This is a genomic window from Polynucleobacter sp. 39-46-10, assembly GCF_002282275.1.
The window spans coordinates 18224-39334 of the sequence record NZ_NCJB01000001.1; the positions used below are offsets into that span (position 1 = coordinate 18224).

Here is a 21111-nt window from a genome sequence, read left to right on the forward strand (position 1 = left end):
ACTCAGTTATTGAGAATTTTTAGCAAGAATAATAGCCATCGCGCAGGATGCAACTCTGGAAAAAACGGTGTCAGCTCTTGATGTGAGGATGATAGGAACTTGAGCGCCCAAAACAGTACCGGCGCACTCAGCTCCAGCCATGTAAATTAAAGACTTGTAGAGAATATTGCCAACTTGTAAATCAGGCACGATCAATAGGTCGGGATCACCCGCTACGACTGACTTAATGCCCTTTGTTTTTGCTGACTCAGCAGAGATAGCATTATCAAAACCAAAAGGGCCTTCAATAATCGTGTCTACATGGATGGGATTAATTGCATGGGCATCTACAATCTCTTTGGCATCCGTTGTGGCTTGCATAGTTGGGTTGATGACTTCGGTAGCTGCAATGATCGCGACTTTTGTATGCTTTATTCCTAGCTTACTAAGCGCCTCGAGGCTGCTTTTGAGAATTTGTATTTTTTGAGCGGCATTGGGTGCAATATTGACTACACAATCGCTAATGCCTAGTAATTTGGGGTAGCGTTCTAGTTCAAATAAAAATAAATGACTAGTTCTGCGATCGGTACGAAGCCCATCGCGACTGACAATGGGTCCCATTAGATCTTCTGTATGTAATGAGCCCTTCATTAATACCGCTAACTTTCCTTCTTTGACCATCTCCACGGCTTTCTTGGTCGCTAGAATAGGGTTGTTAGGCGTGTCGACAATTTGAATGCCATTTAATAAGAGGCCTTCTGTGGCAGCGAGCTCTTCAATTTCTTTCTTGGGGCCAATTAATATTGGTGTGCATAACCGTCTCTTGATGAGATCAAACACAGTTTCTAATGCTGGCGCACTCAGTGGGTAGACAACCCCAAGAGGAAGATCGCTTCGAGCCTCCTCAATCATTTTTTCTAAGAGTGGGTATTTCACGTTTAGATTTGTCATGAAGCGGTTATGGTTCTCTGCTAATCAGGAAAGGGTTTGAGAAATGCGCTCAGACGCTTCTTTAAGTTTGGGAATATGCCCCATCGCTTGATTCAAAGGGAGTCTTGCGGTTGCAGCATGAACTGCTATGGCTGCTACCACCTCGCCTAGAGAATCTCTTACTGGAACTGCTACGCAAGATACGCCCAAAACATATTCTTCGTTATCAACCGCATAACCAGTAGCCACAATTCTTTCCATTTCGGATTCCAGCAAATGGAGATCAGTAATAGTTCTATGGGTAAATTGTTCAAGTGGAAGATTTTCTAAAATCTTAGTACGTTCATCTACAGGCTTGTATGCCAGTAGCAACTTTCCGCTAGCGCTGCAATGCGGCGGCAATACAGTGCCTAGTGGTAGGTGCAGGCGTAAGGCCCAGTCCGCTTCAACTCGATCTAAATAAAATAGCTCGCCACGCCTTAAGACTGCAAGATTACAGGTTTCGCCTAGATCGGATACTAGTTTACGGAGAATGGTGTGGCGAATGGCTGAAACAGTGTCATGTGTGAGGGTTGTCATTGCTAGGTGCGCAAGACGCTCGCCTGGAGCGTAGGTCCTACCGCCGGGCTCCCTAGCTACCAATCTTGCTTCTTCAAATATCGCTAATGTTCTATGCAAGGATGCTTTGGGCATTCCGGTAATTTGCATGAGTTGAGCGAGGGTGGCGGGTTGTTGAAGTGCTGCCAGGGCCTCCAATATGACAACACCCTTGAGCATTGAGGAGTTTTCGCCGGAATTATCCCTTTTTAGGGCGTCTAGCTGGTCGCTGGCTTCTGTTTCAAGCATGGTTGTCAAATCTCAAGAATTGTGTCATTTTGTTCATTCTAATAGAACAAGTTTGTAATTTAAAGGGTAAATGTTAGTATTTTTACCTATACGAAACAACTTGTTCCGTTTAATAAGATCAATTATGCTAGTCTGATCCAATAACAAAGGCTAAGATAAGCCAAATGAATGTAGTTATTAACAGGAGATGAATTATGCGCATAAGCAAACTATTAGTCGCTGTTTTATCCGGAGTTTTTGCATTCGCAGGTTTGGTTGGGGGAATGCAAACCGCCGCTGCCCAGTCTTGGCCAACAAAACCTATTAAATTTGTAGTTCCTTATCCACCGGGAGGGGGTACGGATGTTATTGCCCGTATCGTGCAAGACCCACTTAGCAAGGTGTTGGGTCAGCAGGTCATCATCGATAACCGAGGTGGGGCGGGAGGGTCGATCGGAACCGATATAGTTTCTAAATCTGCGGCAGATGGATACACAGTCCTCTTTACCCTCTCTTCGCACACGATCAATCCTGCGATTTATCCAAAACTCGCTTTTGATACTGAAAAAGATTTTTTGCCAGTGTCCTTGGTGGCTTCCTTACCGCAAATTCTGGTTGCTAATATGGACTTTCCAGGCAAGAGTGTGAAGGAAGTGATTGAAATGGCAAAAGCAAAGCCTGATTCAATTTCTTATGCCTCCGTTGGAAATGGTTCGCCAGGTCACCTGGCAGGAGCCATGATGGCAGGTTCAGCTGGAGTCACCATGATGCATATTCCGTATCGTGGAGGCGGCCCTGCAATTACTGATGTGATTGCCGGTCAGGTGCCATTGCTTTGGGTTTCTATTCCTGCTGCTGCAAATTATGTAAAGTCCGGCAAGCTGCGTGCATTAGCGGTTTCTACTGTGAAGCGTTCACCAGTCTTCCCAGATGTGCCAACTATGGCTGAATTGGGATTCAAAGATTACGAAGTTGATTCTTGGTATGCCATGTTTGTTCCTGCCAAAACTCCTCAAATCATCATTGACACTCTTTACAATGCGACTGTCAAGGTATTGGCAGAGCCAGCAGTGAAGGAGAGGTTGCTCGCTCAAGGAGCTGAAGCCGTTGGCAGTACACCAGCTCAACTAGGCGCCATTGTGAAGTCAGAATTGGTTAAGTGGAAAAAGGTTACAAAAGATGCCGGCATTAAAGTTGAGTAACAATTTTCTATCCTTTGATAACATTAACTAAGCATACTTATGACACCAGTAGAAAGCATCATTGAACGTGGGCGTATTGCTCAAAAGGTATACGAGCAGTACACCCAATCTCAAGTCAATCTAGTTGTCGAAGCGGTTGCTTGGGCGATCTTAGAACCAAAGCGCAATCAAGAGTTGGCAGAGTTAGCCGTTCAAGATACTGGACTTGGTGATGTAGCAGACAAATTTAAGAAAAACTTTAGAAAAACCCTGGGGCTGGTGCGCGACTTAGGTTGTGCAAAAACAGTTGGCATCATTTCTGAGGATTTGAAGACAGGTCTTACTGAGTATGCTCGTCCAGTGGGTGTGGTGGCAGCTATTACGCCCTCTACTAATCCTGGTGCCACCCCCATTAATAAAATCTTAAATGCTTTGAAGTGTCGTAACGCTGTAGTGGTTGCTCCTTCACCTAAAGGTTTATCAACATGTGCTCGCCTATTGGAGTTTGTTCATCAGCAGCTAGATTTAGTGAAAGCCCCGCGAGATTTGGTACAAATGCTTCCTTCACCAATCACTAAAGATGCTACTAATGAATTAATGCGCTTAGCTGATCTAGTTGTTGCTACCGGATCTCAGGCCAATATTCGTGCGGCCTATACTTGTGGCACGCCTGCATTTGGAGTGGGTGCGGGTAATGTAGTGGTCATTATTGATGAATATGCTGACCTTGCATCTGCAGCTAATAAGATTTTGCAATCCAAGACCTTTGATAATGCGACAAGTTGCTCAAGTGAAAATGGCACAGTGATTTGTGAGCAGGTCTACAGCCAAGCAATTAGCGCATTAGAGGCTGTTGGTGGAGTACTGTTGGATTCCGCTGATAAGAAACGTCTGCAAGATGTGATGTTTAGTAATGGCAAATTAACCTCGACACTAACGGCACAAAATCCAGGGGTGATTGCTGAGCGTGCGCAATTACAAAATCCAAAGGCAAAATCAGCTAAATTTTTAATGGTTGAGGAGACTGGATTTGGACCGGATGTGCCATTTTCAGGAGAGAAGCTCAGCCCCGTTCTGACCGTATGGAAGGCCGCCAATTTTGATGCCGCAAAAGATCTTGTAACCAATGTATATGGCTACCAGGGGGCTGGACATTCTGTAGGCCTGCATACCGCACAACGCGGTGAGGTCATGGAGTCCAGAGCTGCTTCGCTAGCTCAACAATTGCCAGTTGCTAGGATTATTGTGAACCAAGCACATGCGATCGCCACTGGAGGTAGTTTTGAAAATGGTTTGCCATTCTCCCTGTCTATGGGTTGCGGCACTTGGGGTAAAAATAACTTTTCTGACAATATGAATTATCGTCATTACCTCAATATCACAAGGGTGGTAAGGCCTATCCCTGAGCACGTTCCTAAGGTCGAGGATTTATTGAAGGATTACTTTAGTCGCTTTCCAAAGGCTTAATTTAGATTCGCGCTTTCAATTTTTTTAACGAAATTTAAATATGACTGCTTCTTGTAAAAGTTTAGGCGAAGTGCTTTTGCACTGGGAGGCAGCCCAACCTGAAAAACCGTTTTTATACGCGCCAGAAATTAGTGCCGAACTGACTTATGGCCAGCTTGCCAAGGAGGCGTGCCATTTTTCCTCATGGTTAGAGCGGGAGGGAATCAGTAATGGAGCTCACGTTGGCCTGTACATGCAAAATGGCCGCCAAACTAGCACTATTTTTCTGGCGGCCATGTCTTGCGGACGAGTGATTACCCCTCTAAATCTTCTGGCTCCGACGGATCAATTGGCTTGGGTGTTAGATCATAGCGATATCGAAGCATTGTTTTACTCGCCGGATAAGAAGCAATCTTTATTTGCTGCGCTAGAGAAAACGAAAAGAAAGTTTTTGCTTTTAGAGTTAGATCCGGATGCCCCTGAAGGCCCCTTTATGAAATGTAGTCCCGGTACGCTGCCTCAGGTCGGCTCATTAAGGCCGGCACTGTTAATGTATACATCGGGCACAACCGGTACGCCTAAGGGCGTTCTCCTGACTCATGCTAATTTATTGCATGCTGCGCGCTCCATGGCCGCTTGGCATTCACTCACCCAAAATGATGTTGTTTTGAGCTCTTTACCCATCTATCACATTAATGGGCAAGTGATATCCACCATCACTCCTTTTGTATCTGGCGGTTCAGTCGTTGCTCCACATACTTTCTCAGTCTCTAACTGGTGGAATTTGGCGATCCAGTATCGTTGTACATGGATCAATATGGTGCCAACGATCATTGCCTATCTAATTAATGCTGCCAAGAGTGGCGGAGCACTGCCTAGTCGCGAGGATTTGAAGTCTATTCGTTTTGGCCGCTCGGCCTCTGCACCATTGCCTCCTGAGCACCATCGTGAATTTGAGAATCTATTTGGAATTACTGTCATCGAAGGTATGGGGATGACTGAGTCTGCTTCAATGGTCTTTTGTAACCCACATGATGAGACAAGGCGCTACGGTAGCCCAGGACAACCTTGCGGGGTAGAGGCTAAGGTGGTTGATGCAGAAGGCAAGCTTCTTGGTAGTAATGTAGTGGGTGAAATTTGCTTGCGTGGTGGGAATGTTCTGAATGCATATTACAAGGCAGAGGCGGAAACAGCTAGGGCCTTTGATGCTGAAGGCTGGTTAAAAACTGGTGATTTAGGATTGCGCGATGATGACGGTTTTTATTTCATCACCGGGCGTTTGAAAGAGTTGATTATTAAAGGCGGGGAGAATATTGCTCCACGCGAAATTGATGAGGCAGTCTTAAAACATCCAGCCGTGCTAGATGCGGCAGCAGTGGGTATTCCAGATAGTAATTATGGACAGGAAATTATGGTGTGCATTGTTTTGAAGCCGGATGCTAAATGCTCCGAGGATGAAATGCGCACTTTTTGCTTACAAGAGCTGGGTAAATTTAGGACGCCTAAATTTATTCTCTTCATGCTTGATCTGCCTCGTGGCCCTTCTGGCAAAGTTCAGCGTTTAAAATTATTGGATGTTATCCCTAATCAGACTTAGTTTTACTAGATAATTGCGCGTGCAATTACCCAAATTCCCAGACTGATAAGGTAAGCGCCTAATAATCTTTGCCTTAAGTTGTCATTCATTTTTAGTATTTTCCCAGCGGCGGCTGTTTGGGTAATGGCGGCACTGATACCTAAAACAAGAATTAAAGTAATCATGGTGTTACCGATGCCATTAGCACCATGAATACCAATCCAAGCCGAGCTTAGAGTCACAAGGCTGACTATAGATGTTGCTGAAACAAAAAGAATCGATATGTCTACGCATGCTGCAATGGGTATTCCCACCCACATTGTTAAAAGTGGCATTAATAGTGTTGCACCCCCAAGACCAAATAAGGCTGAAGAGATCCCGGAAATAGCCCCTACAGAAATTAATTTAAAGCGATTTGGCTTGATCAGATGATGTGGTGAGCAATTCGCTGGTGATTTTCCAAGGAGCGTCCATACTCCTATTAATACGATTGTTGCTGAAAATCCAAGGCGTAAAAACTGATCAGTTAATTGGGTTGATATCAAGCTGGCCAATAGAATAAAAGGTACGGCACTTATGATGAGGGTTGTTGCTGTAATACGCTCGCTCTTATTCTTCCTAAGTACATTAATGGCCCTTGGAAGGGAGCCAATAACAATCGTTGACAAACTTCCAATAACAATAAGTTGAAAAGGGGGGTGATTTAAGTCCGGAACTGCCAGAAATGCCGCATCTAAGGCGGGAACAATGAATGCTCCTCCACCTATCCCAAAGAGAGCCATTAAGAGGCCTGTCATTACTCCGATAAGTGAAAAAATTGGGTAGTGCATTAGTGGGATTTAATCTTTCCTAGAATGAGGTCGGACGCTCTTTCGGCAAGCATGACTGCAGGCCAGTTGGTATTACCCGAGGGTAGGGTTGGCATCGCTGAGCAGTCAACGACTCTTAAGCCATCAACGCCTCTGACTCTCAAGGACGAATCTAGTACGGCCAATGGATCGTTATCTGGACCCATTTGGCAGGTGCCTGTTGGATGAAAAATCGTGGCACCATTATTGCGGCAAAACTCTAGGATTTCTTCATCGGATTGAGCGTTGTTGGGCTTAACCTCGCGCACAATTAGGGAGCGCAATGGTTCTGTCTGTGCAATTTTTCTAGCGTACTTGACAGCAGCAATACTGATCTCACGGTCATAGGGCGTTGACATGTAGTTAGCAAACATCTTCGGAGGTACAAGTGGATCTGTGGATTGAATGCGAACATAACCTCTAGACTCAGGTCGTAGTTGACATATCGACATAGTGAATCCAGAGAAAGGATGAACCTTGCCACCAGCCATCTCCGCAGAGAGGGTTGCCAAGTGAAATTGGATATCGGGTGTTTTGGAGTCTTTCATGACGCGGGTAAATAATCCGCCTTGATTAATGCCAATTGAAAGTGGTCCGCCACGAAACAGTAGCCAGTCTAAGCCCATTTTTAGCTGCCCAAACCAAGATGAGAGTTGATCATTAGTAGAGATAGGTTGATTCAACTCATAAATCAAGCGATGCTGAAGATGGTCTTGCAGATTCTCTCCAACCCCCGGCAGATCATGTATCACGGGAATTTTAAATTCCTGAAGAAGTTTTGCCGGCCCCACCCCAGATAGCTGAAGCAGTTGTGGGCTTTGGATGGCGCCAGCACTGAGGATGACCTCTTTATTCGCTCGCACCACTCTTCTAGCGCCATTCTGATTGATCTCAATGCCTACTGCTTTTTTATTCTCAAAAATAATCTTGCAGGCCTGACTATTAGTTAGAATTTCTAAATTTTTTCTTTTCTTAGCGGGCTTTAAATAGGCAACTGCAGTGCTGCAACGAAATCCTTTATGAGTGGTTAACTGATAATAACCAACGCCCTCCTGGGTGAGGTTGTTGAAGTCATCTGTATTGGGAACGCCGAGAGCGTTTGCAGTCTTCTTAAATGATTCAACTAAAGGATGTTTTTTGGGAATGGAGGAGGCCTTTAATGGTCCGGTCTTCGAGTGCAGTGGCTCATCTAGTCGATCATTGCCCTCAGCTTTTTTAAAGTAGGGCAAGACATCATCCCAGCCCCAGCCTGAATTGCCAAGATCTCGCCAGGTGTCATAGTCCTCTTTTTGCCCGCGAATAAAAATGAGGCCATTGATGGAGCTAGAGCCACCCAGTGTTTTACCTCTTGGCCAATAAATTTGTCGATTATTTACCCCGGGATCAGGTTCGGTTTGAAATTTCCAATTGAGCTTGGGGTCCCACATTGTCTTGGCATAACCAATAGGCAAGTGAATCCACGGGGATCGATCTTTGGGCCCCGCCTCAATTAGACAAACTGAATTCTGCGGATCTTCTGAAAGTCGGTTGGCCAATACACAGCCAGATGAACCGCCGCCAACCACAATGTAATCGAAGGATGTATTTGACATGCCGATTATTGCTTTCTCAATCCTAAGATCTCACGAGCTTGCGCTGGCGTTGCGACCGTGCGGTTGTAGGTTGGCGCCATTTCCGCTAAACGGGCCACTAATTCGGCATTATCTTTAGCCGCCCTGGTTTTATCATAGCGCGTATTGTCTTCGAGGCCGGTTCTAACATGGCCGCCCAACTCAAGAGTCCATTCGTTGACTGGTAGTTGGTAGCGCGCAATACCCGCGGCAGTCCAAGTAGCATCCGGCATGACCGCCTTTAACTCTGAGACGAGGAATTCTAAAATGGAGCGCCTAGCCGGCATGGCGTTTGGAACACCCATGACAAACTGTACGTGGGCGGGGGCCTTTAAGAGGCCACGCTCAATCAGATTGGCTGCGTTATAGAGCATAGCAAGGTCAAAGATTTCTATTTCTGGCTTAATCTCGTACTTTAGCATTTCGCTTGCAAGCCCATCAACGAACTCCGGGGGGTTTTCATAAATGCCAGTAGGAAAGTTGACCGACCCTGTTGCTAGAGAGGCCATGTCAGGCTTGTGAAAAAGCATTCCACCCCGAGCAGCCTGATCGCGACCGCGACCGCCGGTAGAGAACTGAATGATCATTCCTGGACAGTGTTTTTGTATGCCCTCTTGAACTACTGCATATAAAGCAGGGTCTGAGCTTGGGGTTTCATCTGGGTTGCGCACATGAATATGTGCAAGAGTTGCGCCAGCCTCAAAAGCCTTGTGGGTTTCTTCAATTTGCTCGCTGGTAGTTACCGGTAAACCAGGGCAATCTTTTTTCCGAGGGATAGCGCCAGTCATTGCTACGGTGATGATTACGGGTTTTGTCATATCAATTCCTAAAGTTAGTTACTGGTTTCAGATAGGCTACTTTGAATATCTTGTGCAGCCTTAATAAGAGGTGCAACATAAAAATCAATTGACTTTTCTTGCATGCGGGAGGCTGGTCCGTGGGCGGTAATGGTGGCAAAAGTTTTATTTTTTGAATTAATGACTGGGACGGCGATTCCGATAAATCCCTCTAGGAAGGCCGATTCATCAAGGGCGTAGCCATCCGTACGAATTTTTTCCAACTCCAAAAGCAGTCTTTTATAGTCAGTAATGGTTCGATCCGTATAGCGCTCAAAGGGCTCATTCCCAAGTGATCTCTTAACTTGTAATTCAGTCATTCCGGATAAAAATAATTTCCCGCTGGCAGTGCAGTGCAGTGGTACGCGCATACCAAGATCAACGTGTAGTCGGATTGGCGCACTTGTTTCAACCCGATCGAGATACATTACTCTGTTGCCGTCCAAAATATTGAAGTTACAAGTCTCACCAATTTCTTCTACTAGATGCTTCATCACGGCAACACGCTGCGATCGTATGGAGTCGACCGAAAGAATATTAATTCCCAGGATTCGAAGTTTTGCACTTGGCTGAAAGCGTCGTCCATTAGGATCGCGTTCAATAAATCCTTGGGTTACTAAAGTATTGAGTAATCGAAATGCGGTAGGTTTTGCTAAGCCGGTGCCCGTAGAAATTGCCTCAAGGGTTAGCGGAAATTCAGATTGAGCGATGGTTTCGAGAATGAGCAACACTTTTTCTGCCATGCTGGATTTGGCAGATTCATCGCTTATTTCGGTGGGAGGGGTTATGCGAGACAGCTTTTGTGGCATTTAGAGATCATTTTTTCAATTTTTTTGCATTTTTAAGTGTTTACCCTTAAAGCATTTCATCTGATGATACTTTAAATTTCATTAGAGAAAATATTAACTAAAAATAAGAGACAGTGCAAACAAAAAAGAAAGTCGCCCCTAAGGCGCAAGTAAGTCCAAGGACGCCAAAAAAAGTTTCAGCTAAAAAACCTGCAACACAGGTGAAGCTGCCGCCTGAGTTCACCATGAAACAGGTGAAGGAAATTGTTGCCCTCATTAAAGATGCGGGCGCCTTCACTACGTTTGGATATAAAACGGATGAATTTGAAATTGAGATTTCAGTAGGGGCGAGCAGTGCGCCTCCTGCTAATGCGTATGTAGCAGCACCAACATTTGCGCCTGCTCCTGTAGTGAGCGCAAGTCCTGCCTCTAGCCCTGCGCTAACCCTTTCTTCTTCTGAGCGCGTCATTGTTAGTCCAATGATCGGCACTTTCTATCGCAGGCCAAGTCCAAACTCCCCTCCATTTGTTGAGGTTGGCGATAGTGTTACGCCAACCACGGATGTCTGTATTGTTGAAGTAATGAAGTTGCTAAATACTATTCCGGCGGAATGCGTTGGTAAGGTCTCGAGGATCTTGGTTGAGGATGGTGCAACGATTGAGGTTGGTCAGGCTCTGATGGTGATTGAGGTTGCGTGATGATTAAGAAGAAGCCATTCGAAATGATTGATGTCACTTTACGTGATGCCCATCAGTGCCTTTGGTCTACTCGTATGACTACACCCCATATGTATCCAGCCTTAGCGGATATTGATCAGGCTGGATATGGATACATCAACATTTTAGGCGGTGCAGTATTTGATGTGATGGTTCGCTTCTTGCGTGAAGATCCATGGAAGCGCATGGCATTTCTTAGCAAGGAACTGAGTACGCCAACGGATGCACTCACTCGCGGACAAAGTATTTATACCTTTGAATTATTTCCAGATGATGTGGTTGAGCTCAATATTGAATTATTGGCACAGTCCGGCGTTAAGGTCTTAACTGTCTATGATGCGTTAAACGATAACCGCAATATCGAGTCCTCAGTTAAGGCTGGCAAAAAGAATGGCATGCTGATCAACGCTATGTTGACCTATGCCTTAAGCCCTGTTCATGATGATGCTTACTTTATTGCGCGTACACATGAGTTGGTCAAGTTGGGTGCAGATTTTATTTCCGTAAAGGACCCTACAGGCCTATTAACTCCTGAACGCGCTAAATCTCTTTTTCCAGCGGTCGTCTCAGCAGCTGCTGGTATTCCCATTAAATTACATTCCCACTGCCAATCTGGCTTAGCTCCATTAGTTTATGAGGAGGCCATCAGGGCTGGCTTTGCATATGGTTATGTCGCAACAGATTGCCTTGCGAATGGTGCTTCACTGCCATCAGTGCTGGATGTGTATGCAAGCGCGCAAAAATTGGGTCGCGCACCAAAGATGAATCAATCTGCTTTGCAAAAAGTAGATGAATATTTTGATTGGCTTTGTGCGCGGGATAATTTTTCTCGTGGCGAGAAGGCAAGCTATGACCCGGCTTTGTATGAACATCAAATACCTGGTGGGATGATTTCGAATTTAAGGGCGCAACTTGCCACAATGGGTATTTCTCATAGAGAGGCAGAGATTTTGGAGGAGACAGCAAGGGTGCGCGAGGATTTAGGTTATCCCATCTTAGTTAGCCCATTTGCACAATACATCGTGACACAAGCAGTTCTCAATGTAATGCAGGGCGAGCGTTATAAAACGATCCCTGATGAGATAAAACTCTACCTCAAAGGACATTATGGAAGATTGGCGGGTACGCCAAGTGCTATGGTCATGGAGCGTGCCAAGGTGGATTACGACGCTTCTCGTCGTCCGGGTGAATTGATTGCCCCAGCCTTACCGGGCTTAAGAAAAAAATGGGGTCGCTCCGTCAGTAGGGAGCAGTTAAGCCTGCATGCTTTTTATCCTGAGAACCTAGCATTGGGCTTAAAAGATGGTGCTCAGGCTGCTTTGCAGCAAGGCCTTGTATTGCAACCTTTCACCGAGTTGGTGAAGTATTTGGTGATGAAAAAAGAATATAAAAATATTAAAACTAAGTTGGGTGGTATCGAATTAAGTTTCACGAGTTAATTTTTTTTGACGTTCCGCTGTTGGTATTAAGTGCAGTAATTCCATGATTAAGGAGATCGTAATGAAGAAATTTAGCGCATCACGTCGTATATTTTCTGTGTTAGCTGTAGCCATGCTATCCGGAGCCCCAATGCTTTCAATGGCTCAAAATGCTACAAAATTCAATGACTATGGTTGGCCAGAGGGTGCTGATGAAAAGGTCTCGGCTAAGTCTGTGGCATGGCTCAAAGAAAAGGGCTGGTGGCCATTACAAATCGCCTTTCAACCACCATGGTCCGGTCAAAACACGGTTAACTTGGTGATGGATAAAAAAGGCCTTTTAGCTAAGCGCGGCATTGAGTCCAAGCTTCAAGCCTTCCCATCTGGACCTGCTATCAATGAGGTCATTATTTCTGGACGCTTTCAGTTTGGTAACGGCGGTAACTTCCCATTCACATCACTGATTGATAAAAACATCCCTGTTAAAACAATTGCGGTGATTAATACCAACTTGATGCATGCGGTATTAGTGCCAATGGACTCCAAGATTAAGTCCTTTAAGGACTTCAAGGGCTCCAATCCTCCTGCCACAATTGGTATCGTGACCGGCTCTTCAGCTGAGTTTTACATTCAAGCTGCAGCCAAGGCTAATGGCATTGAGATTGGTAAAGATATTATTTTGAAGAACATGCCTCCAGGTGAGCAAATGGCGATGCCAAAGGGTATCGATGCTGTAGTGCCATGGGATCCAACCCCAACCATCATGGCTAAAGAGCGTAAGAATGCAAGAATCATCAGTGATAGCTACCCTTACAACATTTATGCTGGTACTTTCTATGTTCGCCAAGAGGTAATTGATAATGCGCCTGATGTAGTGCAAGCATTCACCGATGCAATTGCAGAGGCGACATTGTGGATTAGAAAAAATCCTGATGCTGCGGTAGATGTGATGCAAGAAGATCCTAACTTGAAGAACTACTCAAAAGAAATCTTGCGGCAACAAATCACGGCATACAACTTGCTAAATAAGCCTAACTACATTTATCCAATTCCAGTGTTCTGGGGTCGTGCAAATGAGCCTATTTATACATGGCTATATGAGAACAAGCGTATTCAGAACAAGCTAACCGGCATTGATTTTGCACGCGCTGTAGATACCCGTTTTATGGATAAGACATTTGACAAATTGGGATGGGCCACTATCTCAAGACCACCTTTCTTGCCAGCAAGCTGGTCCGCTCCATTGGATAAAACCCCGTATCCAACTTACATGAATCCGTTGACCACATCTACACCTCAAGCTTTCCCAGAAAAAGGTGACCTCACTAGAGATTGGTCTTTCGATGGCAAGACTTACAAGAAATAAACCATGCAAATAATAAATTTTTTCAAGCAATTTCGTCGTTTAGCTTTTTTGATTATTTTGCTTGCCGCCTGGGAATACGCCAGTCGGTTTCTTCTAGATAAAACAGAAGCTACTTTGTTGCCACCTCCTTCGGGGGTGGCTAAAGGTGGCTATGAATTAATGAAATCCGGAGAAATCTGGAAGCATTTATTTGATAGTTTATCCAGAGAGTTTGTAGCATTTTGTTATGCCTCCGTTGCTATCCCCTTGGGGATAGTGATGGGGTGTTTTAAATGGGTGAACGAGCAAGTGGATCCGATTGTTGAGATTCTGCGACCTATTCCGCCAATTGCTTGGATTCCTCTCAGTATTTTGTGGTTTGGTGTGGGTAACACTCAGAATCAATTTATCATTTTCTTGGGAATTTTCTTCCCGATTCTTTTGAATACGATTGATGCGGTTAAAAATGTTGAACCCAATTTGATTCGTGCTGCTCGTTGTTTGGGTGCCGGTTCATGGGGTGTGATTACGCGAGTAGTTTTACGAGCCGCACTACCGCAAATCGTTACCGGTATCCGGATTGGTTTAGGGGTAGGTTGGATGGCCTTGGTTGCAGCAGAATTAGTGGGTGCAAATTCAGGCCTAGGATTTTTAATTAATGATGCAAGAACTGTTTTGCGTACAGACTATATTTTGGTAGGCATGCTAGCTATTGGACTCATTGGATTGTGTTTGGATAGGCTGATCCGTTATACAGCTCAAAGACTGATGCCATGGTCCAGAGCTCTCAATGCTTAATGTATTTGCCAACCAATTATTCATTAGAAATAGATAAACCCATGCAAGCTCTTAAAGTAGAAAAAATTCGTAAAATTTATCCCTCGATGCACGCTAAGGGTAAAGAAGTTCTTGCAATTGAAGATATTTCCTTGGAGGTGAGCAAGAACGAGTTCTGCTCAATCTTAGGTCATAGTGGTTGCGGTAAAACAACCTTGCTCAATCTGATTGCAGGTTTTGAGGTGCCAACTTCCGGTCGTATTGAATGTGCCGGTAAGTTGGTTACAGGGCCGGGGGCTGATCGCTCCATGGTGTTTCAAGACTACGCTTTATTTCCTTGGTTAACCGTCTATGACAATATTGCTTTTGGCCTAAAGATCAAAGGCGTAGGCTCTTCCGAAATTAATAATATTGTTACTCGCTTTGCTGCTCTGGTTGGATTGAGTCAATTTACTAGTCATTACCCCCATCAACTTTCTGGTGGTATGAGACAGCGTGTTTCTATTGCGCGTGCTCTAGTGGTTGATCCAACTGTTCTTTTGATGGATGAGCCATTTGCCGCCTTGGATGCTCAAAATCGAGCCATGATGCAGGCTGAGATGATTCGCATTTTGAATGAAGAAAGCAAGACAGTGGTACTCGTTACACACAGCATCGAAGAGGCCATTAATCTCTCGGATGTAATTGTGGTGATGACGCGTCGCCCTGGAAGGGTGAAAGAAATTATTCGCGTTCCTGAGCCCCGTCGCATGGTTGAGGATACACCTGCCTATTTAGAAATCCGCCGTCAGATTCGCGATCTCATTGCCGGTGAGCATGATGTTAGCGAGGCCGTTTGATTCCTGAGAACATAGCTGCGATTGGCATATTGCTATTCGCAGCAGTTTTTGGGGGTTTTATTCGAAGGTTAAGTGGGTTTGGAGGGGCGCTTATTATGACGCCTCTTTTAATGTGGGTGTTCTCTATCCCATTCTTAATTCCAATTGTGATGTGCTCTGAGGTTTTTGGCGGGGTCTTGCTTTCCCGCCAATGGAAAGTGCATGCAGAAGATCGTTCACGACTTTGTCTCATGTTATTTTTTTCGGCAGTTTTTTTACCTCTCGGCATTTGGTTGGGTAGGCTTATTCCGCTGGTGGCTCTGAAGACAGCTACGAGTTCGGTGGTGTTGTTTTTTGCTAGCTACTTGTTATTGCAGCCCCATTTTCGGCTAACCAACTCTACTGCTTTGGATGGTTTAGCAGGGGGTCTTTCGGGCCTATTGTTGGGTGCTTGTGGTATTGGTGGTCCGCCGGCCGCACTCTATCTCAATTCAACCACTCAAGCATTTGATAGAACTCGCTCTTTGTTATCCCATTTTGTTTCAGGGATCTCTTTATTTGCGATCCTGGCAGCAAGCTTGATGGGCGGAGGATTGGAATGGGTGCCATATCTACTCTTGGCAATACCCTCATATTGGGTGGGCTTGAGGTTTGCTCAAAGAATTCTAAATTCCCACACAATTTCAGATGGCACATTAAAGCGCATCTGTTTGGGGCTCTTGATTGCAAATGCAGCTTTTAACTTGGCATTCCTTCTCATATTTAAATAAGTGCAAGAGCGCGGGTTGTTATCAGATTCACGGTCGAAATAAGGGGCTAAGAGCCTCCATCCAAAGCGCTTCTCGATATATTTCCCCGGCCAATTACTTTTCTACAAAGGCACGCTCAAATACATAATCGCCAAGTTGACCAAGACTTGGAGAGACCTTAAAACCTTTCGCATCGAGCATTTCAGCGGTCTCCTTGAGCATGGATGGGCTACCGCAAATCATGGCTCTATCTATGCTTGGGTCAAGCGGTGGCAAGCCAATGTCTTTGAACAATTGCCCAGACTCTATTGCAGTTGTCAGTCGGCCGGTATGCTTGAATGCTTCTCGTGTAACTGTTGGGTAGTAAACCAGTTTTTCGCGAATGATTTCACCCAAGAATTCATCTTGACTCAACTCATTTTTAATGTAGTCACCATATGCCAGCTCACTCACTAAGCGAACGCCGTGGATAAGAACGACTTTTTCAAATTTATCGTAGGTTTCAGGGTCCCGAATAATGCTCATGAAGGGTGCAAGACCTGTGCCGGTGCTAAATAGATAAAGATGTTTTCCTGGATTAAGGTCATCAATAACCAGGGTACCAACAGATTTCTCACTTACCAGAATTGGGTCGCCCACCTGAATCTTTTGCAGGCGAGAAGTGAGAGGGCCGTCCTGGACTTTAATGCTTAAAAATTCTAAATGCTCTTCATAATTTGGGCTAGCTACGCTGTAAGCTCTCACCAATGGCTTTCCTTCAACTTCAAGACCAATCATTAGGAAGTGGCCGCTACGAAAACGCAGTCCTTTATTTCTGGTGGTGGTAAAGCTAAAAAGAGTGTCATTCCAATGGTGAACGGTGAGCACAGTTTCGGTGTTGTAGGCTGCCATAGTGACTTTTAATCAGTAAGAATGAAGTTGTAATTATCCTCATTCTTGAATCTTTTTTATAGATTCAAGAATATTTGCTTGATAAAAATCAATAGAATGAAGCGATATTTTTTCTTAGACCCTGTTTTTCTTGGATTTGAGGCTTATTACTCTCAAAACAGGCTAGACTGCCCAATTGTCTTTGCAAGGTAATTGCCATGAATTCTGATCCCCATCAATCGATAATTCAACGAGGGGGATTGTATGTCCTAATTCAGGGAATCTTGATTAGCCTGATCTTATTTGGGCCTAAAGGACCCCCTTTGGTCTCCGCAGGTCTGTTAGCCACCACTCTTCTATCCTGTGGTGTTGCAATTGGTTTGCTAGCCTGTTTAATTATGGTGATTGCAGCAATCAATCTAGGTAAAAATCTCACCCCATTGCCTTGCCCAAAAGACAATGCAGTGCTGATTCAAGCTGGTCTATATCGTTTTGTTCGTCACCCCATCTATTTTGGTGTGCTGTTAGCTGCATTTGCTTGGGTACTCATCTTTCCTGGGGTCTGTGTATTAGCATATGCAATTGCTTTGTTTGGCCTGTTTGATATTAAGGCCAGGCGAGAGGAGGTTTGGTTGATAGATCGATTTCCTGAGTATCAAGAGTATCAGCTGAGAGTTAAAAAGTTGATACCGGGCATTTATTAGTATATATTTATATATAATGTTATTGAATATATGAAAAAGGAAGTCAAATGAAAACAGCTCATGATTTAGTTGCTCTCGCCAAGGGAAGTATTCAAGAAGTTGGCTTAGCAGAGGCGCCGCAGGCAATTCAGGATGCGGATGTATTGTTCGACGTCCGTGAGGCGGATGAGTATGCGAGCGGCCATATCCCTGACGCCATTCATATGTCGAGGGGTATGCTGGAATTTAAGTTAAGCGGCAATCCGGCATTGAGCGTTCGAGATTTAAAGATTGTGCTCTATTGCAAGACAAGTGGAAGAGCGGCCTTGGCTGCAAAAGCCTTGCATGAGATGGGATATCGGAATGTTCAGTCGATTAGTGGTGGTTTTGATGCTTGGAGTGAATCAGGAAACCCAATTGCAAAACCCGAGGCTGTAAAGTTTGAATAATCGCAGTAACCATAAAAGGAGTCCAAATGAGTGAATCTCCATCAGTGCGCCTAGTGCAGCAATCTGATTATCAATTTGCTATTTATTACAATGAAGAGCGAGAGCCTATATATGGAGATGAGCCACCGCCATTAGGTAGATCCCAAGGTGCAACCCCATCTCAGTTCTTACTAGCTGGTGTGGCCAATTGTTTATCTGATTCACTCCTCTTTGCGCTTAGAAAGTTTAAGCAAAATCCAGAGCCAATTGAAACCAAGGCGAGCTGTGAGATTGGTAGAAATGCAGAAAACCGTTTGCGTATTCTGGCAATTTCGGTGGAAATTCGTATTGGTATGCCAGGAAATGCTCTGGAAAACCTAGAGCGGGTATTGGCTCAGTTTCAGGATTTCTGCACCGTATCTTCTAGTGTTAGCTTGGGCATTCCAGTTAATGTCACGGTAATCGATAGCGAGAATACGAAGCTATATCCAGCAAGCTGAGTTATTCGACTCCGTAAAAAGAAAAAGCCGCAGAAGTTCAATTCTGCGGCTTTTTTGTTTTTCTGAAATCAGTAATCAAGCAAATTACTCTTCTTCGCGACGCAGATGTGGGAACAAAATCACATCACGAATATTAGGCGCATCAGTCAATAGCATGACTAAGCGGTCAATACCGATGCCGCAACCACCAGTTGGAGGCATACCGTATTCCAGTGCACGAATGAAGTCATGGTCAAAGTACATTGCTTCTTCGTCACCAGCTTCTTTTTGCTCAACTTGCTTGCGGAAGCGATTGGCTTGATCTTCTGCATCATTTAACTCGGAGAAGCCGTTGGCGATCTCGCGACCAGTGATGAATAATTCAAAACGCTCAGTAATGCCCGGACGTGTATCGGATTCGCGGGCGAGAGGGCTTACTTCGATTGGATAATCGATGATGTAAGTTGGCTCCCATAGATGCGACTCAGCCACCAATTCAAACAAAGCGAGTTGAAGGGCGCCAATACCCGCGTTCTTCAGGGTGGGGCTATCTGGATTCTCGCCACCTTTTTTCAGCTCAGTACGAATAAATGCAGCATCTTCCAATTGAGCGGGCTCATAGCTCTTGTTGGACTGACCGCAATATTTCAAGATGGCTTCAGTAATGGTTAGGCGCTGAAACGGCTTGCTCAAATCGAGCTCACGACCTTGGTGAGCTAGGACTGCAGTACCTTGTGCATCCATTGCGGCAGCACGAATTAGATTCTCCGTGAAATCCATCAACCAGCGGTAATCGGTATAGGCTGCATAGAATTCCATCATCGTGAATTCTGGATTGTGGCGCGGGCTAACACCTTCATTGCGGAAGTTGCGGTTAATTTCAAATACACGCTCAAAACCACCAACCACTAAACGCTTTAAATACAACTCAGGTGCAATACGCAAGAACATCTGCATATCTAATGCATTGTGGTGAGTAATAAACGGCTTGGCTGTAGCGCCACCCGGAATAGGGTGGAGCATCGGTGTTTCGACTTCCATGAAGTCGGCATCGAGCATGTGGCGACGCAAGGAGGCAATCGTATTGCTGCGTGCACGGAAAGTATTGCGACTTTCTGGGTTCACAATCAAATCAACGTAGCGTTGACGATACTTAGTCTCTAAATCAGAAAGACCATGGAATTTATCTGGCAGAGGGCGCAGAGATTTGCTCAGGAGACGTAGATTGCTACATTCGACTGAGAGCTCGCCCTTATTTGTTTTAAATAGATTGCCTTCAGCAGAGATAAAGTCACCCATATCCCAGTGCTTAAATGCACCATGCGTATCTGCACCACTGATTTCATCGTTGATGTAGAACTGAATCTGACCACTACGATCTTGGATAGTTGCAAAACTGGCTTTACCCATCACGCGCTTAAGCACCATGCGACCGGCAACTTTGACATGCACTTTTTTGGCGGCCAACTCTTCTTTAGTAAGACTGTCGTAGTGGGTATGTAGATCTGTCGCTAAGTGGGTAGGTACGAAGTCGTTTGGAAAGGCTACTCCGCCTTCGCGTAATTTAGCTAACTTTTCGCGACGCTCTGCAATGATGTGATTTTCATCAACAGCCTCAGTGGCTGCAGCCTGGTTAGGATTGGAATTCGCTTGATAGTTCATATAGAATATTTATAACTGGAATAGGGGTAAGGAATTAAACGCCTTGCTTCAGGCTGGCTTCAATAAAGGCGTCAAGATCGCCATCCAATACTTTCTGTGTATTGGAAATCTCAACGTTGGTACGCAAGTCTTTAATGCGGCTTTGATCCAACACGTATGAGCGGATCTGATGGCCCCAGCCCACGTCCGTTTTGCTGGCCTCAAGCTTATCTTGCTCAGCACGACGCTTTTGCATCTCGTGCTCATAAAGGCGTGACTTCAACATCGTCATTGCTTCAGCTCTGTTGCGGTGCTGGCTTCGGTCATTCTGACACTGCACCACGATTCCAGTTGGAAGGTGGGTTAAGCGAACCGCCGAGTCAGTCTTATTAATGTGCTGACCACCCGCACCAGAGGCGCGATAGGTATCAGTACGAATGTCTGCCGGATTGACGTCAATCTCAATTGAGTCATCAATTTCTGGGTACACATAAATACTGGCAAAAGAAGTGTGGCGACCATTGGATGAATCAAAGGGCGACTTACGTACCAGGCGGTGTACACCAGTTTCTGAGCGAAGGTGCCCATAAGCGTACTCGCCATCTACCTTAATAGTGGCACTCTTAATACCAGCAACGTCGCCATCAGATTCTTCTAAGATTTCTGTCTTATAGCCTTTTCGCTCGCAATATTTGAGATATTGGCGCAGGAGTATGCTGGCCCAGTCACAAGCCTCTGTTCCACCAGCACCTGCTTGAACATCAATAAAGCAACTGCAGGAATCCATTTCGTTATGAAACATGCGGCGAAACTCAAGATCATGAATGATCTTGCTGTAGCTCTCAACGTCTTGTTCGATAGCGCCGATGGTTTCAAAATCACTTTCTTCTTTGGCCATGTCGAATAATTCGAGGGCGCCAGTGATATTGCTATTTAAATCGGTGAGGGTGGCAACAACGCCATCGAGCAATTTCTTTTCTTTGCCGAGAGCTTGGGCTTTCTTTTGATCATCCCAGATGGTGGGATCTTCAAGAATAGAGTTAACTTCAGTAAGGCGTCGTGACTTTACTTCGAAGTCAAAGATACCCCCGAAGTGCTTGCTCACGAGTGAGCAGATCGGACAGGGTATTTGAAATAATATTGAGTTGTTCGGCTTCCATCCCCTAAT

Annotated in this window: 21 protein-coding genes; 12 read left to right on the top strand and 9 right to left on the bottom strand. The window is 45.1% G+C overall.

Annotation, left to right across the window (positions count from 1 at the left end):
- Positions 1-6: 6 nt before the first annotated feature.
- Positions 7-930, bottom strand: coding sequence for a bifunctional enoyl-CoA hydratase/phosphate acetyltransferase (locus B7X71_RS00085; protein WP_293597037.1), 924 nt, complete (start codon positions 928-930; stop codon positions 7-9).
- A 24-nt stretch (positions 931-954) separates the two neighbouring features.
- Entirely contained in the window at positions 955-1755 is an 801-nt protein-coding gene (locus tag B7X71_RS00090) for an IclR family transcriptional regulator (protein ID WP_293597038.1), read from the bottom strand.
- A 194-nt stretch (positions 1756-1949) separates the two neighbouring features.
- Between B7X71_RS00090 and B7X71_RS00095 the strand changes: the two genes are divergently transcribed.
- The 3 genes from B7X71_RS00095 to B7X71_RS00105 are packed head-to-tail and all read left to right on the top strand — an operon-like array spanning position 1950 to position 5958.
- Positions 1950-2936, top strand: coding sequence for a tripartite tricarboxylate transporter substrate binding protein (locus B7X71_RS00095; RefSeq protein WP_293597039.1), 987 nt, complete (start codon positions 1950-1952; stop codon positions 2934-2936).
- 39 nt (positions 2937-2975) lie between these two features.
- Positions 2976-4382: an aldehyde dehydrogenase family protein gene (locus tag B7X71_RS00100; protein WP_293597040.1), complete on the top strand. Its 1407-nt coding sequence runs from the start codon at positions 2976-2978 to the stop codon at positions 4380-4382.
- A 40-nt stretch (positions 4383-4422) separates the two neighbouring features.
- Positions 4423-5958 (top strand): AMP-binding protein, encoded by a 1536-nt coding sequence (locus B7X71_RS00105; protein WP_293597041.1) that lies wholly within the window; start codon positions 4423-4425, stop codon positions 5956-5958.
- Positions 5959-5963: 5 nt separating this feature from the next.
- On the opposite strand, the gene B7X71_RS00110 is transcribed toward B7X71_RS00105, so the two are convergent.
- Genes B7X71_RS00110 through B7X71_RS00125 form a run of 4 tightly spaced genes read right to left on the bottom strand, consistent with a single transcriptional unit; the run spans position 5964 to position 10040 of the window.
- A complete protein-coding gene (locus B7X71_RS00110) occupies positions 5964-6734 on the bottom strand; it encodes a sulfite exporter TauE/SafE family protein (RefSeq protein WP_293600099.1) in 771 nt (256 codons plus the stop codon).
- Between the two features lie 32 nt (positions 6735-6766).
- Positions 6767-8377 carry a choline dehydrogenase gene (locus B7X71_RS00115; RefSeq protein WP_293597043.1) on the bottom strand — a complete coding sequence of 537 codons (1611 nt, stop codon included), beginning with the start codon at positions 8375-8377 and terminating at the stop codon, positions 6767-6769.
- Positions 8378-8382: 5 nt separating this feature from the next.
- Entirely contained in the window at positions 8383-9213 is an 831-nt protein-coding gene (locus B7X71_RS00120) for a 3-keto-5-aminohexanoate cleavage protein (protein ID WP_293597044.1), read from the bottom strand.
- 14 nt (positions 9214-9227) lie between these two features.
- The gene (locus tag B7X71_RS00125; protein WP_293597045.1) at positions 9228-10040 is read right to left on the bottom strand and encodes an IclR family transcriptional regulator; all 813 of its coding nucleotides are present in this window, start codon (positions 10038-10040) and stop codon (positions 9228-9230) included.
- A gap of 113 nt (positions 10041-10153) precedes the next feature.
- Here B7X71_RS00125 and accB point away from each other — a divergent pair, with 113 nt between their 5' ends.
- The 6 genes from accB (at position 10154) to B7X71_RS00155 (ending at position 15863) form a co-directional block, all read left to right on the top strand.
- Complete coding sequence (gene accB, locus B7X71_RS00130) at positions 10154-10717, top strand: acetyl-CoA carboxylase biotin carboxyl carrier protein (protein WP_293597046.1); 564 nt, start codon at positions 10154-10156, stop codon at positions 10715-10717.
- A complete protein-coding gene (locus tag B7X71_RS00135; RefSeq protein ID WP_293597047.1) occupies positions 10717-12174 on the top strand; it encodes a pyruvate carboxylase subunit B in 1458 nt (485 codons plus the stop codon). The genes accB and B7X71_RS00135 overlap by 1 nt, the downstream gene beginning before the upstream one ends.
- A 61-nt stretch (positions 12175-12235) precedes the next feature.
- Positions 12236-13519 carry an ABC transporter substrate-binding protein gene (locus B7X71_RS00140; RefSeq protein ID WP_293597048.1) on the top strand — a complete coding sequence of 428 codons (1284 nt, stop codon included), beginning with the start codon at positions 12236-12238 and terminating at the stop codon, positions 13517-13519.
- Between the two features lie 3 nt (positions 13520-13522).
- Positions 13523-14296, top strand: a complete 774-nt coding sequence (locus tag B7X71_RS00145) for an ABC transporter permease (RefSeq protein ID WP_293597049.1) — start codon at positions 13523-13525, stop codon at positions 14294-14296.
- Positions 14297-14337: 41 nt separating this feature from the next.
- Positions 14338-15114, top strand: a complete 777-nt coding sequence (locus B7X71_RS00150; protein ID WP_293597050.1) for an ABC transporter ATP-binding protein — start codon at positions 14338-14340, stop codon at positions 15112-15114.
- Positions 15115-15143: 29 nt separating this feature from the next.
- A complete protein-coding gene (locus tag B7X71_RS00155; protein ID WP_293597052.1) occupies positions 15144-15863 on the top strand; it encodes a sulfite exporter TauE/SafE family protein in 720 nt (239 codons plus the stop codon).
- A gap of 93 nt (positions 15864-15956) precedes the next feature.
- Here the strand turns inward: B7X71_RS00155 and B7X71_RS00160 are convergent, their stop codons facing one another.
- Entirely contained in the window at positions 15957-16733 is a 777-nt protein-coding gene (locus B7X71_RS00160; protein WP_293597051.1) for a ferredoxin--NADP reductase, read from the bottom strand.
- 302 nt (positions 16734-17035) lie between these two features.
- Here B7X71_RS00160 and B7X71_RS00165 point away from each other — a divergent pair, with 302 nt between their 5' ends.
- From B7X71_RS00165 to B7X71_RS00175, 3 genes are read left to right on the top strand one after another with little or no spacing between them, the layout of a single operon-like run.
- Positions 17036-17416 (top strand): isoprenylcysteine carboxylmethyltransferase family protein, encoded by a 381-nt coding sequence (locus tag B7X71_RS00165; RefSeq protein WP_293600100.1) that lies wholly within the window; start codon positions 17036-17038, stop codon positions 17414-17416.
- Between the two features lie 47 nt (positions 17417-17463).
- The gene (locus B7X71_RS00170) at positions 17464-17844 is read left to right on the top strand and encodes a rhodanese-like domain-containing protein (protein WP_293600101.1); all 381 of its coding nucleotides are present in this window, start codon (positions 17464-17466) and stop codon (positions 17842-17844) included.
- 26 nt (positions 17845-17870) lie between these two features.
- Entirely contained in the window at positions 17871-18323 is a 453-nt protein-coding gene (locus B7X71_RS00175) for an OsmC family protein (protein ID WP_293597903.1), read from the top strand.
- An 84-nt stretch (positions 18324-18407) separates the two neighbouring features.
- Here B7X71_RS00175 and lysS read toward each other — a convergent pair whose 3' ends face one another.
- Both lysS and prfB read right to left on the bottom strand, forming a co-directional pair.
- Positions 18408-19964, bottom strand: a complete 1557-nt coding sequence (gene lysS / locus B7X71_RS00180; protein ID WP_293597904.1) for a lysine--tRNA ligase — start codon at positions 19962-19964, stop codon at positions 18408-18410.
- Positions 19965-19998: 34 nt separating this feature from the next.
- Positions 19999-21103 (bottom strand): peptide chain release factor 2 gene (gene prfB / locus B7X71_RS00185; protein ID WP_216180522.1). Its coding sequence is split into 2 segments (ribosomal slippage): positions 19999-21021 and positions 21023-21103, totalling 1104 coding nucleotides; the frame shifts between segments, so codons are not numbered across the junction.
- Positions 21104-21111 lie beyond the last annotated feature (8 nt).

Excerpts from the sequence above, each read along its gene's own strand:
- B7X71_RS00090 (WP_293597038.1), bottom strand. The coding sequence starts at position 1,755 with ATGCTTGAAACAGAAGCCAGCGACCAGCTAGACGCCCTAAAAAGGGAT.
- B7X71_RS00145 (WP_293597049.1), top strand. The coding sequence starts at position 13,523 with ATGCAAATAATAAATTTTTTCAAGCAATTTCGTCGTTTAGCTTTTTTG.
- B7X71_RS00115 (WP_293597043.1), bottom strand. The coding sequence starts at position 8,377 with ATGTCAAATACATCCTTCGATTACATTGTGGTTGGCGGCGGTTCATCT.
- B7X71_RS00150 (WP_293597050.1), top strand. The coding sequence starts at position 14,338 with ATGCAAGCTCTTAAAGTAGAAAAAATTCGTAAAATTTATCCCTCGATG.
- B7X71_RS00095 (WP_293597039.1), top strand. The coding sequence starts at position 1,950 with ATGCGCATAAGCAAACTATTAGTCGCTGTTTTATCCGGAGTTTTTGCA.
- B7X71_RS00175 (WP_293597903.1), top strand. The coding sequence starts at position 17,871 with ATGAGTGAATCTCCATCAGTGCGCCTAGTGCAGCAATCTGATTATCAA.
- B7X71_RS00160 (WP_293597051.1), bottom strand. The coding sequence starts at position 16,733 with ATGGCAGCCTACAACACCGAAACTGTGCTCACCGTTCACCATTGGAAT.
- B7X71_RS00135 (WP_293597047.1), top strand. The coding sequence starts at position 10,717 with ATGATTAAGAAGAAGCCATTCGAAATGATTGATGTCACTTTACGTGAT.
- B7X71_RS00105 (WP_293597041.1), top strand. The coding sequence starts at position 4,423 with ATGACTGCTTCTTGTAAAAGTTTAGGCGAAGTGCTTTTGCACTGGGAG.
- B7X71_RS00125 (WP_293597045.1), bottom strand. The coding sequence starts at position 10,040 with ATGCCACAAAAGCTGTCTCGCATAACCCCTCCCACCGAAATAAGCGAT.
- B7X71_RS00085 (WP_293597037.1), bottom strand. The coding sequence starts at position 930 with ATGACAAATCTAAACGTGAAATACCCACTCTTAGAAAAAATGATTGAG.
- B7X71_RS00110 (WP_293600099.1), bottom strand. The coding sequence starts at position 6,734 with ATGACAGGCCTCTTAATGGCTCTCTTTGGGATAGGTGGAGGAGCATTC.
- B7X71_RS00100 (WP_293597040.1), top strand. The coding sequence starts at position 2,976 with ATGACACCAGTAGAAAGCATCATTGAACGTGGGCGTATTGCTCAAAAG.
- lysS (WP_293597904.1), bottom strand. The coding sequence starts at position 19,964 with ATGAACTATCAAGCGAATTCCAATCCTAACCAGGCTGCAGCCACTGAG.
- B7X71_RS00170 (WP_293600101.1), top strand. The coding sequence starts at position 17,464 with ATGAAAACAGCTCATGATTTAGTTGCTCTCGCCAAGGGAAGTATTCAA.
- B7X71_RS00140 (WP_293597048.1), top strand. The coding sequence starts at position 12,236 with ATGAAGAAATTTAGCGCATCACGTCGTATATTTTCTGTGTTAGCTGTA.
- B7X71_RS00120 (WP_293597044.1), bottom strand. The coding sequence starts at position 9,213 with ATGACAAAACCCGTAATCATCACCGTAGCAATGACTGGCGCTATCCCT.